The organism is Massilia sp. CFBP9012 (assembly GCF_034045115.1).
In the GTDB taxonomy this organism is placed as follows: Bacteria; Pseudomonadota; Gammaproteobacteria; order Burkholderiales; family Burkholderiaceae_D; genus Telluria.
Genome location: NZ_JAXCWM010000008.1, coordinates 147,971 through 161,493, shown reverse-complemented (window position 1 = coordinate 161,493; position 13,523 = coordinate 147,971). Strand labels below are relative to the sequence as shown.

At 66.3% G+C, this 13,523-nt stretch carries 10 protein-coding genes; 5 read left to right on the top strand and 5 right to left on the bottom strand.

The features are described from left to right. Positions 1–235: 235 nt before the first annotated feature. The 3 genes from SOM61_RS15040 to SOM61_RS15030 all read right to left on the bottom strand — a co-directional run bounded on the left by SOM61_RS15040 (position 236) and on the right by SOM61_RS15030 (position 5,878). The gene (locus tag SOM61_RS15040; protein WP_320474826.1) at positions 236–2,596 is read right to left on the bottom strand and encodes a sensor domain-containing protein; all 2,361 of its coding nucleotides are present in this window, start codon (positions 2,594–2,596) and stop codon (positions 236–238) included. A 94-nt stretch (positions 2,597–2,690) separates the two neighbouring features. Beyond that, positions 2,691–3,572, bottom strand: a complete 882-nt coding sequence (gene fdhD / locus SOM61_RS15035) for a formate dehydrogenase accessory sulfurtransferase FdhD (RefSeq protein ID WP_320474825.1) — start codon at positions 3,570–3,572, stop codon at positions 2,691–2,693. Then, positions 3,569–5,878 carry an FdhF/YdeP family oxidoreductase gene (locus SOM61_RS15030; protein WP_320474824.1) on the bottom strand — a complete coding sequence of 770 codons (2,310 nt, stop codon included), beginning with the start codon at positions 5,876–5,878 and terminating at the stop codon, positions 3,569–3,571. Before SOM61_RS15030 ends, fdhD begins: the two co-directional genes overlap by 4 nt. A gap of 191 nt (positions 5,879–6,069) precedes the next feature. Here SOM61_RS15030 and SOM61_RS15025 point away from each other — a divergent pair, with 191 nt between their 5' ends. After that, positions 6,070–7,068: an alpha/beta hydrolase family protein gene (locus SOM61_RS15025; RefSeq protein ID WP_320474823.1), complete on the top strand. Its 999-nt coding sequence runs from the start codon at positions 6,070–6,072 to the stop codon at positions 7,066–7,068. 275 nt (positions 7,069–7,343) lie between these two features. Here SOM61_RS15025 and SOM61_RS15020 read toward each other — a convergent pair whose 3' ends face one another. After that, positions 7,344–8,612: a nitronate monooxygenase gene (locus SOM61_RS15020; RefSeq protein ID WP_147934673.1), complete on the bottom strand. Its 1,269-nt coding sequence runs from the start codon at positions 8,610–8,612 to the stop codon at positions 7,344–7,346. Positions 8,613–8,788: 176 nt separating this feature from the next. Next, positions 8,789–9,274: a YajQ family cyclic di-GMP-binding protein gene (locus tag SOM61_RS15015; RefSeq protein ID WP_123070872.1), complete on the bottom strand. Its 486-nt coding sequence runs from the start codon at positions 9,272–9,274 to the stop codon at positions 8,789–8,791. A gap of 301 nt (positions 9,275–9,575) precedes the next feature. Here SOM61_RS15015 and murB point away from each other — a divergent pair, with 301 nt between their 5' ends. From murB to SOM61_RS14995, 4 genes are all read left to right on the top strand, one after another. Next, positions 9,576–10,604 carry a UDP-N-acetylmuramate dehydrogenase gene (gene murB / locus SOM61_RS15010; protein WP_320474822.1) on the top strand — a complete coding sequence of 343 codons (1,029 nt, stop codon included), beginning with the start codon at positions 9,576–9,578 and terminating at the stop codon, positions 10,602–10,604. Positions 10,605–10,628: 24 nt separating this feature from the next. Beyond that, positions 10,629–11,336 (top strand): SDR family oxidoreductase, encoded by a 708-nt coding sequence (locus tag SOM61_RS15005; protein WP_320474821.1) that lies wholly within the window; start codon positions 10,629–10,631, stop codon positions 11,334–11,336. Between the two features lie 62 nt (positions 11,337–11,398). Continuing rightward, positions 11,399–11,782, top strand: coding sequence for a BlaI/MecI/CopY family transcriptional regulator (locus SOM61_RS15000; RefSeq protein WP_320474820.1), 384 nt, complete (start codon positions 11,399–11,401; stop codon positions 11,780–11,782). Continuing rightward, positions 11,779–13,503, top strand: a complete 1,725-nt coding sequence (locus SOM61_RS14995; RefSeq protein ID WP_320474819.1) for a penicillin-binding transpeptidase domain-containing protein — start codon at positions 11,779–11,781, stop codon at positions 13,501–13,503. The genes SOM61_RS15000 and SOM61_RS14995 overlap by 4 nt, the downstream gene beginning before the upstream one ends. Positions 13,504–13,523 lie beyond the last annotated feature (20 nt).

Sequence of the window (13,523 nt, the reverse complement as noted above, 5' to 3'; positions counted from 1 at the left end):
CCGCGCAGGCGCACTGCTGTCCGGAATATTCATACGCAAAGTATGCATCGTCATCCCCGCGAAGGCGGGAATCCAAGTGAAGTCACAGAATGTTCATGCTCTTGCGTGGCCCGACCGTTCATCGGAGGTCGATTTTTAGGCCACTGACCAGGCACACTTAGGTTCCCGCCTGCGCGGGAACGACGTGCTGGCGCTGCTGGCTGATGTCTGGCGGCACAAGTGCACGCCCGCCCGACTACGCCATATGCTGCCGCTGCGCCAGCAAATGCCGCGCCGCGTCGGCCGACAGCGGTTCGCAGAACCATTGGCCCTGCATCTGGTCGCAGCCGTGGCTGCGCAGGAATTCCACCTGGGCCTCGGTCTCGACCGCTTCACCGACCACCGTGATGTCGAGGTTGCGGCCGATGTCGATCAGGGCCTTGGCCAGCGAGCCGCCGCGGCCGTGGTCGGCGATATTGTGCACCGCCGCCTTCGATAGCTTGACCTGGCGCACCGACAACTGCTGCAGGAAGTTCAGGTCGGAGATGCCGCGCCCGAACTGGTCGATCGACAGCATGGCGCCGACGTCGCGCAACTGGGCCGCCAGGTCGCGTCCCAGTCCTGGATTCCAGATCAGGTCGGCCTCGGGGATTTCGATCTCGATGGTGCCGGGCGGCAGGCCGTAGCGCGACATGCGTTCGGCGATGCCGGCGATGAAGGTGGGCCGGCTGTATTCGCGGTGCGAGACGTTGACCGCGACCGGAAGCGCCGTATAGCCGGCATGGCGCAGATCGCGCGCGAAGGCGCAGGCCTGGTCCAGCACCCGATTGCCGATCTCGACGATCTGTCCACTTTCCTCGGCCTCGGCCAGGAAGGCCGCCGGCAGCATCACCCCGTTGACCGGATGGCGCCAGCGCAGCAGCGCCTCGAAGCCGCGCACCTTGCCGCTGCGCGCGTCCATCCGCGGCTGGAACAGCAGGAACAGTTCGTCGTCGTCGAGCGCGCTCTTCATATTGCAGGCCAGGGTCGCGCGCGCCTCGCTGGCCAGGCGCATCTCGCTGGAATAGAAATGCACGCCGCCGCCATTGTTCTTGGCCCGGTACATGGCCATGTCGGCCGCGCGCACCAGGTCGGGCGCGGTGCGGCCGTCGTGCGGGAAGGCCGCCACGCCCAGGCTGGCGCCGACCGGGATTTCGCTGCCGCCGAAGGCCACCGGCATGGTCAGCGCGCGGCGCACGCGTTCGACCATGCGCAGCGTGAAGCGCAGGCTGGGCTGGTCGACCAGCACCATCACGAACTCGTCGCCCGACATGCGCGCCACGGTGTCGCTGTCGCGCACGCTCGCCTGCAGGCGCCGCGCCACCACCTTCAGCACCGCATCGCCGGCGTCGTGGCCGAAGGTGTCGTTGATGGCCTTGAAGTTGTCGAGGTCGATCAGCACGGCCGCCACCAGCGTCTGGTGGCGCTGGGCCAGGTGCACCGCGTGGTCGAGCCGGTCCCACATCAGGGTGCGGTTGGCCAGGCCCGTCAGGCTGTCGTGGTTGACCTCGTGCTCGAGGCGGTCGGCGCGCTGCTTGCTGGCAGTGACGTCGACCAGGATGCCGACGAAGTGCGTCACCAGGCCATTGTCATCGTGCACCGGCGTGATGTGCAGGTCGTTCCAAAATACTTCGCCGTTCTTGCGCAGGTTGCGCATCACCACGTGCACCGAGCGCTGCGCGTGCAGCGCCTGGCGCATGCGGCTGCGCTCGTCCGTGTCCATCCCGGGCGCTGCCATGAAGCGCGAGTCGCGGCCGATGACCTCGTCGGCCCCGTAGCCGGTGATGCGTTCGAAGGCCGGGTTGACGTATTCGATCGGATGGTCGGCGCCGCCGTTCTGGGCGATGATCACGCCGTTGCTGGCGGCGTTCAGGGCCCGCTTGTACAGGTTCAACTGGCGCTCGTGCGCGCGGCGCTTGGAGATGTCGATCCCCATGCCGAACAGGTACTGGCCCCCGGTGCAGTCGATGCGGGCGCCCCGCAGCAGGACAGGGGTCTCGCGGCCGCTGCGCGCGACGTAGTCGACTTCCATCTCGAGTTCGGTATTGTCCTCGAACATGCGATGGACCCTGTCGGCGAATTCGACCCGGTCGCGCGCGTCGAGCATCTCGAAAGCATTGGCTGTCGCGAGTTCCTCGGGCATCATTTCACAAACGCGCTCGAGGTTATCGTTCCACATCAGGATGCGGCCCTCGGGGTTCAGGATGTAGAAGGTGCCGGGCAACAGGTCGACCACGTCCCTGAGCGCGGTGGCGCCGAGGCGTTCACTTTCGGACGGCGCGCCGGCGACCGGGATGACGGTGACGCTGTAGCCGCGCGCAGCGCCGCTCGCATCGAGTTGGGCGGCCAGCGCGACGATGGCCGTGCGTGGCGACGGGGCAGGAAAGTCGACCCGGGCCGTGCCATCCTCGCGCAGGACCGGCCATGGGGGTGAACCCAGCAACTGGGCGGCGTCCCGGCCGAGGGCGTCCGCGGCGGGTAGACCGAACAGTGTGGCGCACTGGGGATTCCAGGTAATGATCGTACCTGCCTCATCGGCCAGGAAGCTGGCCTGCTCGGAGGGGTCGAACGCTGACATGTCGGTCCGCCTTTCTTGCAACGCAGTGCGTGCCGCAGCAGCTCGCGCTTGCGTGAAGCCAGCTTACACCTGTTCCAAATTCGCTTGGCAAGCGTTATGTGACGTGCGCAACAGGTACGCCATCCAGACGCTGTGGATGCGTGTAGACCACGTGGCGGCCTGCGCGCACGAAACCGGCCAGGGTCAGCCCGGCGCGGTCCGCCAGCCGAACCGCCATCGCTGTCGGGGCGGAGATGGCGGCCAGCAAGCCAATGCCGGCGCGCGCCGCCTTCTGCACCATCTCGAAGCTGGCGCGGCTGGTGACGAGCGCGAAGCCGTCTCCGGCGTCGATGCCGGCGCGCGCCAGCGCCCCGACCAGTTTATCCAGCGCGTTGTGGCGGCCTACGTCTTCGCGCACCAGCAGCAGGCGGCCGTCGCGGTCGGCCCAGCCGGCCGCATGCATGGCGCCGGTGGCCTGGTGCAGGCGCTGCTGGCCGGCCATGGCCGCCATGGCGCGCTGCAGCGCCTGCGGTGTGAACGGGCTGCCGGTCTCGTGAGCGCCGCCGCCGCGCGGGTCGTGCAGTTCGGTTTCGCGCCCGAACCAGGCCAGGCTGTCGATGCCGCACAGGCCGCAGCCGGTCTGGCCCAGTCGCGCGCGCCGCGTCGCCTTCAGGCGCGCCATGGCGCCGGGCGCGATGTGGATGGCGAGCGCGATGCCGTGCGGGCCGGCTTCGACCTCGACTTCGCGCACGTCTTGCGCCGCGCGGACGATGCGTTCGGACAGCGAGAAGCCGATGGCGAAGTCTTCCAGGTCTTGCGGAGACGCCAGCATCACGGCATGGCTGATGCCGTTATAGACCAGGGCCACCGGCACTTCCTCGGCCAGCAGCTCACTGCCGTGGTCGATCGCGCCGTCGTGCCAGCTTGCCGCCGGCACGCTGCTGGCGAGGGCGAACGCGGCATCGCCGGTCCCCGTAAAAGGTGCGCGCGCGTTCATGGCGCGGCCACGGCGGCGCCGCGTTCGAGCAGCACGTCGATCGACTTGGCTGCCGGCACCTTGCTTTCCTTGGCGTGGTGCCATAGCGGAATCAGGGGATTGCACTCCGGGTAGTAACCGGCGATGCAGCCCGCCGGCACGTCGTAGGGCACGATCTGCAGGCCGTCGACGCGGCGCTCGACGCCGTCGTCGGCTTTGGTGCGCAGCGCCACCACGTCGCCCTTGTTCAGGCCGTATTTCGCCATGTCGGCTTCTCCCATGAACAGCACCATACGGCTGCCGTGCACGCCGCGGAAGCGGTCGTCGTGACTATAGATCGTGGTGTTGAACTGGCCGTCGCTGCGGATCGTGAACAGGCGCAGCACCTCGGGGCCGCCGTCCATGTCCGGGTTGCCGGGCAGCTCGTCCGGCGTCGTGAATTCGGCCTTGCCGCTTTCGGTCTTCCAGATCCGTTCGGCCGCGCCGATGGGCTTGCGGAAGCCGCCAGGCGTCCACATGCGTTGGTTGAAGTCGTGGAAGATCTCCGGGAAGGTGACGCCGATGGCGTCGCGGATCGTGGCGTAATCCGCCACCCAGGCGTCCCAGTCGACGCGCGGGTTCGGATCGAGCGTGGCCTTGGCGATGCCGGCCACGATGGCGGGCTCGGACAGCAGGGTAGGGGCGGCCGGCTCGGCCATGCCGCGCGAACCGTGCATGCACGAGGTACTGTCCTCGACCGTCACCGCCTGCTCGCCCGTGCGCTGGCGGTCGATCTCGATCCGTCCCAGGCAGGGCAGCAGGTAGGCGGCCTTGCCGTGGATGACGTGATTGCGGTTGAGCTTGGTTGCCACCTGCACCGTCAGCGGCAGTTCGCGCCAGGCCGCTTCCATCAGGCGGGTCTCCGGCACCGCGCGCAAGAAATTGCCTCCCAGCCCGACGAAGGCTTGCAGCTCGTGCTTCAGGATCGCTGCGCAGGCATCGACCGTGGTCAATCCCTCCTCGCGCGGCGGCTCGAAGCCGTACTGTTCCTTGAGTTGATCGAGCGGGGCGAGTTCGGGCTTTTCGGTGATGCCGACCGTGCGCTGGCCCTGCACGTTCGAGTGGCCGCGCACCGGGCAGATGCCGGCCCCGGGCTTGCCGATATTGCCGCGCAAGAGCAGCAGGTTGACCAGCATGGTCACGTTCTGCACGCCGTTGCGGTGCTGGGTCATGCCCATGCCGTACACGCCCATCGCGGCGCCGGCCTGGCAATAGACTTCGGCCGCCTGTTCCAGCGCGGCGCGCGGCAGGCCCGATTCGCGCTCGATCGCATCCCAGCCGCAGGCATGCACGGCGCGCTCGAATTGGTCGAAGCCGTGGGTGTGCTCCTGGATGAAGGCGACGTCGATCACGCGCTGCGCGCCGCTTTCCCTGGCGACGTCGTCCAGCGCGAAGACGGTCTTGCACATGCCCATGATGGCGGCCGTGTCGCCGCCCGGCCTGATCTGGTGGTACTGGGTGCTGATCACGGTCTCGTGCCCGGTCAGCATCTCGACCGGCGATTGCGGATTGGTAAAGCTCACCAGGCCGCGCTCGCGCAGCGGATTGAAGGTGACGATCGGCACGTCGCGCTCGCGCACTTCTTGCAACTGGTGCAGCATGCGCGGGCTGTTCACGCCCACGTTCTGGCCGAAGAACAGGATGCAGTCGGTGTGCTTGAAGTCATTGAGCCCCACGGTGCCGACGCCGACGCCAATGGTCTTTTGCAGGCCGACCGAGGTGCTTTCGTGGCACATATTCGAGCTGTCCGGCAGGTTGTTGTTGCCGTACATGCGCGCCAGCAGCTGGTACATATACGAGGTTTCCAGCGAGGCGCGGCCGGACGCATAGAACACCACCTGCTTGCGCTCGCAGGCGCGCAGTGCGGCGCCGATCTCGGCGAACGCCACGTCCCAGTCGACCGGACGGTACTTGTCGCTGGCGGCGTCGTAACGCAGCGGCACCGTCAGGCGGCCGTGGTCTTCCAGGTCGTGGTCGCTCCAGCTTTCGAGCTCGGTCAGCGTGTGGCGGTCGAAGAAGTCAGGGCCGATCGCACGGCTTGTGGTTTCCCAGGCGGTGGCCTTCGCGCCGCTGGCACAGAATTCGAAGGGATGCGGATCGGCCGGCTTGGCCCAGGCGCAGCTGACGCAGGCAAAGCCGTCGGACTTGTTCTGCTTGAGCAGCAGGCGCGTGTCCTTGAGCACCACATGCTGGCTGCTCAGGGCGTTCTTGACGTCGTCGACCGATCCCCAGCCGCCGGCGGGCATGGTGGCGGCTTCGATGCGGACGGTTTTTTCTGGCGGGCTCATGGGCGTCTCCCTGCTGGTGGAAGGTCTACCGTAGCGGTGTGGGCCGCATGGCTCGGTGCGTCCCCGCACGTTAGCCGGCAATCATGGACATTGAGCGGGACAAGCGCCGGTCGTTCGGGGCTACCCGCTGCGCATTGCTTTCGTATTAACACGGTGGCACACTCGACGGCTTCATTCCATCGAGACATTTCATGCAAACTTATATCCGGCGCGGCGCATGCGTACTCTCTCTCCTGGCCATCACGGCGGGCGCGCATGCCGCGCCTGCTGTTCAGCAGGAAAGCTTTAGTTTTGGCACCTGGGGCATCAACCGGGTGACCTTGCCGCGCAGCGAAGGAGCGCCGGTGAGCTACTACCTGTCGACGCCGAAGGCGAAGGCGCCGCTGGTGCTGTTCGTGCAGGGATCGGGCTGCACGCCGCCGTTCAGCGGCCTCGGCACGCAAGAGCGCAGCGCCTCGATCCTGCCATGGGTGCCGCTCGCGCAAGGCGGACGCTATGCAGTGATGTCGGTGGACAAGCCTCATCAGCCAGCGCAGCAGAGCGGGCAGGGCGGCAGCGCCGATGGCTGCGGCGCCGACTTCAACAATCAGTTTTCGTACGATACCTGGCTGGCCACCTTGAGCACGGCGCTGCGCCACGCCCTGGCGCGGCCCGAGATCGATGCCACGCGCGTCCTAGTGGTCGGGATTTCCGAAGGTGGCGTGATGGCGGCCGGGCTCGCCCGCGCCGTGCCCGAAGTGCGCGCGGTGGCGCTGGCAGGTGTCTCCGGCACCACGCAGCTGTTCGACAGCATCGCGCGCATCCACCAGGGCGGCGGCAGCGATGACGACAAGCTGCGCGAGCTGGCGTCGCTCGACGCCACGCTCAAGGATATCCAGGCCAATCCGGGCAGTGGCAGCAAGTTCGACTGGGGCCATTCATACCGGCGCTGGAGCAGTTTCCTTGCCCAGTCGCCGGGTGACAATCTGCTGCAATCGAAGGCCCGGGTCTACATCGTGAGCGGGATGCGCGATGCGAGCGTGCCGATCCTGTCGACCGAAGTGATGTACGCGCAGCTACGCGCGCAAGGCCGGGATGTGACGATACGGCGCCTGCCTGGCGCCAACCATGACCTGGTGGCGGAAGGGGGCGGCGCTGAGCAGGTGATGGGTGAGTATGGCGCGATCATGCGCTGGTTCGATGCGAGCTGAAGCAGGGCGTGAGAAATAAGAACAGCCACGGCCTGGGCTGTAATTGCCTTAAGTTAAGCTGCTGAGCTAACTGTCAAATACGTCGTTACTGCCACTGGCAGTAACGACTCCCCGCGGAGGCGGGGACCCAAGTTCTGCAAGCGTCGTCGAAACGCTTGCAACTTAGGTCCCCGCCTGCGCGGGGACGACGTTTTTATGCTAACTCAAGAAGACTTTCGCCTTAACTTAACGCCATCACGACCTGGGTCGTGGCGTTCATGGGAAAGGCAGGGCGCTTACGCCGCTGCGACTTCCTGCTTCACCGGCAGCGCGATCTCGTTGTTCACGCTGAACTGGTAATCCTTGAACACGTGTTCCGCGCTCAGGATCTGGTAATTGCCGTCCGCCAGCAGGTGGGTGGTGTCCTTCAGGCGGTAGGTGTAGTGGCCGCAGGTCCAGCAATTGAAGTTGCGCATGTGCGTGCACAGGCAGGTCTTGTCCATCACGACCACTTTTTTCTGGTCGGGATGGGCCTGCACCTCGCGATTGTACGAGTTGATGTAGGCGCAGTTGCCGGTGGCGTCCAGCAGGTAGCCGTAGGATTCGCAGCCGGGACGGATGCCCGAGCCGATTGCCGGGGTATTCTTGAGCATGCGCATCGGATAGCCGGTCGGCGAGACGCCGTTGACTTCAATGTCCTCTTCGCTGGCGCGGAAGTATTCCTGCTTGACGCTGTCCGGCAGGCCGCACTCGTGGGTGACGGTGAAGCGGGTCGCCACCTGCACGCCGGCGGCGCCTTTCTCCATGAAGCCGGCCGCGTCCGAACCCGTAAACACGCCGCCGGCCGCGATCACCGGGATGCCCAGCTGCTCGGCCTGCATGAAGGCGTGGATCTCGTCCATGATGGTGTGCAGGTCATACTGCTTCCAGTCATCGAGACCGAAGCCCAGGTGGCCGCCGGCCAGCGGGCCTTCGACGATGACGAAGTCCGGCTTGCGGTCCAAGCGCGACACTTTCTTGAGGAACAATTGCAGCGCGCGCACCGAGGACACGATGATGCCCAGGTGGGCGTCGCGGAAGCGCGGGTGGTCCTTGATCAGCTCGAACGAACCCAGGTGCAGGCCGGCCGACAGGGTGATGCCGTCGATGCCGGCGTCCAGCGCCGCGCCCAGGCGCACGCGCAGGGTTTCCTTCGGCGCGTTCATGGTCAGCTTTTCCATGCAATTGACGTAGATAAGGCCATCGCCTTTCTTCGCTTCCATGGTCGAACCGACGTGGCGACGGGTCGCCTCGGCCAGGTGATCCAGGTCGAACTGGACCACCGCCTTGTTCATATTGTTGATGTTGAACTTGTAGGTCTTCGTCTTGTCTTTAACGAAGGTGGTGTCGAACTTGCGGTCGGACACGTCCTGGGACATGGCGTCGGAGATATGACCGATACCACCGAGGCGGGCCGCTTCGAGGGCCAGCTCGGACGTCGAAATGTCCACACCCATTCCGCCAATCATGATGGGCACATATTCCTTGTTGCCCATACGTAGGCGGAAATCATCAACACGTTTCATTGCTATCCTTAGACTACCTAATCTGCCCGGGTTTGCGGCGGCGCACAGCGTCACGAAAACGCATGAATTTCAAGGCGCCATTCTACTCCAAGCGGGGCAAGGCGCCGCGGAACCTGTCCACGCGTGCCTTGCTCTCAAGCCGGTCATGCCGGCCACATGCGACTCAGTTCTAAATGTCAGTCGCGGAAATTATTGAAGGCCAGCGGCAGCTCTTGCACGTCCTTGCGCAGCATCGCCATCGCCGTCTGCAGGTCGTCGCGCTTAGCACCAGTAACGCGCACCGACTCGCCCTGGATGCTGGCTTGCACCTTCATTTTGCTTTCCTTGATCAGTTTGGTGATCTTTTTCGCGTCTTCGGTCTCGATACCGTTGCGCACCTTGATCACCTGCTTGACCTTGTCGCCGCCGATCTTCTCGACCTTGCCTTCGTCGAGGAAGCGTACGTCGACCTTGCGCTTCGACATCTTGTTGATGAGCACGTCCTTGACCTGGCTGAGCTGGAAATCGGAATCGGCCAGCAGCGTCAGTTCGCGCTCTTTTTGTTCGACATTGGCCGAGCTGCCCTTGAAGTCGAAACGGGTCGTGATTTCCTTGTTCGATTGCTCGACCGCGTTCTTGACTTCGACCATGTCTGCTTCGCAGACCACATCAAACGATGGCATGGAGTGTCCTTATTTTATAAAGCATTAGAGCCTGTCCCGGTAGGTGGGAGTCGCTCCTGGCGCGCCTGGCAGGCGTGTGCTGCGTTGCTCGTCGTTGCATGGCGCGCCATGCGGCCTCCTCGCGCCTTGCCCACGCCCGCCATGCATCGCCATGAGCTTTCCCCCACCTACCGGGACAGGCTCTTAGATTAATCCCTCTATTTTAGCGGACAACGGCCCGAATCGCGACCGTTTTGCCAGGCTGGAAAGTCGGGAATGCGTGAACCACTATAATGAAACGACATTTTTTATCCCACACGTCATGCATCCAGACCTGCCCATCGTCCACGACCAGCCGCTCGCCGGGCTGAATACCTTCCGCATCCCCGTCACCGCCCGTCAATACTTGCGCGTCACGGGCGCCGAGCAATTGACGGCGCTGCGCGCCGATCCCGCCCTGTCCGGTTTGCCGCGCCTGGTGCTGGGCGGCGGCAGCAACCTGCTGTTCACCCAGGACTTCGACGGCCTGGTGCTGCACATGGCCGGCCAGGGTCGGGATATCCTGGGCGAGCAGGACGGCAAGATCCTGGTGCGCGCCCAGGCCGGCGAGAACTGGCACGCCTTCGTCGGATTCACCCTGGCGCAGGGGCTGGGCGGCCTGGAAAACCTGTCCCTGATCCCCGGCACGGTCGGCGCCGCACCCATCCAGAACGTGGGGGCGTATGGCGTCGAAACCAAGGATGTGTTCCACAGCCTGACGGCCTTCGACATGGCCAGCGGCCAGATCCACACCCTGGACGCCGCCGCCTGCCGCTTCGGCTACCGCGACAGCATCTTCAAGCACGCCATTGGCCGCGATCTGATCGTGCTGGACGTCACCTTCGCCCTACCGGCGGCCTGGCAGCCGAACCTGCGCTATGCCGAACTGGCCAATGCGGTGCAGGAGGCGGGGCTGGCGGCGCCGACGCCGCGCGATATCGGCGCCATCGTGGAAGCGATCCGCCGCCGCAAGCTGCCCGATCCACTGGAGATCGGCAATGCCGGCAGTTTCTTCAAGAACCCTGTGGTCTCGGGCGAGGAATGCCGGCGCCTGCTCGAGATGTATCCGAATCTCGTCCACCATGCCCAGCCCGATGGCAGCGAGAAGCTGGCGGCGGGTTGGCTGATCGACCAGTGCGGCTGGAAGGGGAAGAACATCGGCCCGGCCGGTGTCTACCACAAGCAGGCGCTGGTCCTGGTGAACCTCGGCGGCGCGGTGGGGACCGATGTGGTGCGCCTGGCCCAGGCCATCCAGTCCGACGTGGCGGCCCGCTATGGCGTGGCGCTCGAACCCGAACCCGTTTTCGTCTAAGGACGAACTTAAGAGGACTACAGTATGAAGAAGGCAATCGTCACCGGCCACACCCGCGGCCTCGGGGCCGCGGTCGCGGCCGAACTGCAGGCGCGCGGCATCGCCGTGCTGGGCCTGGCGCGCGGCCGTTCGCCACTGGCCGGCATCGAACAGATCGAACTCGACATGGCCGATCCGGCCGCCTTGCAGGCCTGGCTCGCGGGCGATGCGCTGCGCGATTTTCTGCAGGATGCAGGCGATGCGCTCCTGGTGAACAATGCCGGCGTGGTCACGCCGGTCGGCCCGCTTGCCGCGCAGGATCCCGCCGAGGTGCTGCGCGCCGTCGCGCTCAACGTCGGCGCGCCGCTGGCGCTGGCCGCCGCCTTCGTGCGGGCCGCGCCAAAGGCCCAGCGCCGCATCCTGCACGTTTCGAGCGGCGCTGCGCGCAATGCCTATCCCGGCTGGGCCGTGTATTGCGCGACCAAGGCGGCGCTCGACCAGCATGCGCGCGCGGTCCTGCTCGACGGCGACACGGGCGTGCGCGCCTGCAGCCTGGCGCCGGGCGTGATCGACACCGATATGCAGGCCGCGATCCGCGCCACGCCGGATGTCGATTTCCCGATGCGCGAGCGGTTCGTCGCGCTCAAGGAGGGCGGCGCGCTGGATTCGCCCGAGGCATGCGCCAGGAAGCTGGTCGATTACCTGCTGGCGCCGGGATTCGGCAGCGAGCCGGTGGATGACTTGCGTAACTAGTTGACAGCATTGCGACACTTGTCGCATGATTGTGGCTATCGTCGCAATCTGGAGTGTTGTTCATGGCCGTCCCCTCGATCTCCGAACTGAGCCTGCTGAAAGCGCTGTGGCGCCGGCAGCCATTGAGCGCCCGCGAAATCCATGACGCGGTGGTGGATGAACTGGCGTGGTCGTATTCGTCGACCCGCAAGACGCTCGAGCGCATGCTCGAGAAAAACATGGTGCGCCAGGAAGTTCGCCATGGCGTGCAGGTGTACGAGGCGGTAAGTGACAAGGTCGACACCCTGGCCGCCTTCGCCCACGACTTCGGGCGGCGCGTGATGGAAATCGATACGCCGCTGCCGGTCAATATGTTCACCGGCAGCAAGCTGGTCGACGATGCGGAGCTGGCGCGCCTGGAGCAGCTCCTGAACGACTGGCCGCTGGACACGGACGGCGCCCCATGACTGCGCTCGACCAGCTCGCCATCCGCTTCCTGTTCGCCAGCGCCGGCTGCCTGGCGGCCGGGCTGGCGGTATGGGGCGCGACCCGGCTGGCGCGGCGCGCGCTGCCCGCACTGGGCATGCAGCGCTCGACCTGGCTGCTGGGCCAGGCCGCGATCGCGGCCACCTTCTTGCTGCTGTTGATCGCTCCTGCGCGGCAGGCGAATATGCAACCGGTGTTCGAAGTCGACGTGAGCGCGGCGGCGGCGAACCTGCCCGTTGTCGACAGGGCCCCCGAGACCGTCGCCGGCATGCTGGCGGCCGCCGTGGATGGGCGTTCCCCGCTGGCCTGGCTGGCCTGGGCCTGGGTGCTGGCCTACGCGCTGGGCCTGGCATGGATGCTGGGCCGGCTCTGGCGCGGCCAGCGGACGCTGAACCGGCTGATGCGCGGCGGCGCGCGCCAGCCAGGTGCAGTCGGGCCGGGCATCGTCGAAGTCGACGCCCCGATCCCGCCCATGCTGGTCGGTCCGTTCAAACCGCGCCTGCTGCTGCCGCTATCCTTGCGCGACATCGATCCGCTGCAGCGCGAGCTGATCGTGGCCCACGAACTGACGCACTGGCGTCGCGGCGACCTGTGGTGGCTGACGGCCGGCGCGATACTGCAGGCGCTGTGCTGGTTCAATCCCGCGATGCGCCTGCTGCGCGAAAAACTCACTTGGGCGCAGGAACTCGGCTGCGACCGCGACGTGTTGCGCGGCCGGCCGCCGCTCGAGCGCCGCGCCTATGCCGCGGCCCTGGTCGCGCAGCTGCGCATGCAGCACCATGCTCACCGAGACATGAGCGGGGCGCTGGCGTTCGGCGGCGTCACCCCGGACACGCTGGCGGCCCGGGTCGAACTGATCCGCGCTCCGGGCGCGGCGCGGCACGCGGCATGGGCGCGCGGCGCCGGACTCGCAATCCTGGCGCTGGCCTTCGCCGGCAACCTCGCGCTGCAGCCTGCGCTGGCCTGGAGCAGCCATCCGACGACGCTCGATTGCACCCTCATGCTCGACGCCGCGAGCGGCGCGCGCCTGGTCGAGCAGGGCGATTGCGGCGTGCGCGCCACGCCGGCCTCCACGTTCAATATCGTCGTCAGCCTGATGGGCTATGACGCGGGCATCCTGCTCGACGCCCACACGCCGGCGCTGCCGTTCAAGAAGGGCTATATCGACTGGCTGCCGGCGTGGCGCACCACCACCGACCCCACGGGCTGGATCCGCAACTCGACCGTGTGGTATGCGCAGCAGGTGACTTCGCGCCTCGGTGTCGACGGCCTGCAATCGTATCTGCAGCGTTTCGACTACGGCAACCGGGATTTGTCGGGCGGCGTGACCGATGCCTGGATCGGTTCCTCGCTGCAGATTTCGGCGCAGGAGCAGGCGGCCTTCCTGCGCAAGGTCGTCAACCGCGAGCTGGGCTTGAGTGCGCAGGCCTACGACACGACGGCGACCCTGCTGCGCCTGCCCACGCTGCCGAACGGCTGGGACGTGTATGCAAAGACCGGGACCGCCGTGCTGGAGCAGCCGGCTGGGACGACAGAGCCGCCGCGTTCCTACGGCTGGTTCGTCGGCTGGGCCGTCAAGGATGGCCGCACGGTCGTGTTCACGCGCCTGACCCTCGACCGGCAGCACCCGCAGCGCGCAGCCGGACCGCTATTGAAAGAAGCCTTCCTGCGCGAACTGCCGTCAAGGCTGGACGCGCTTTAATTACTCACTGAGGACCCTTC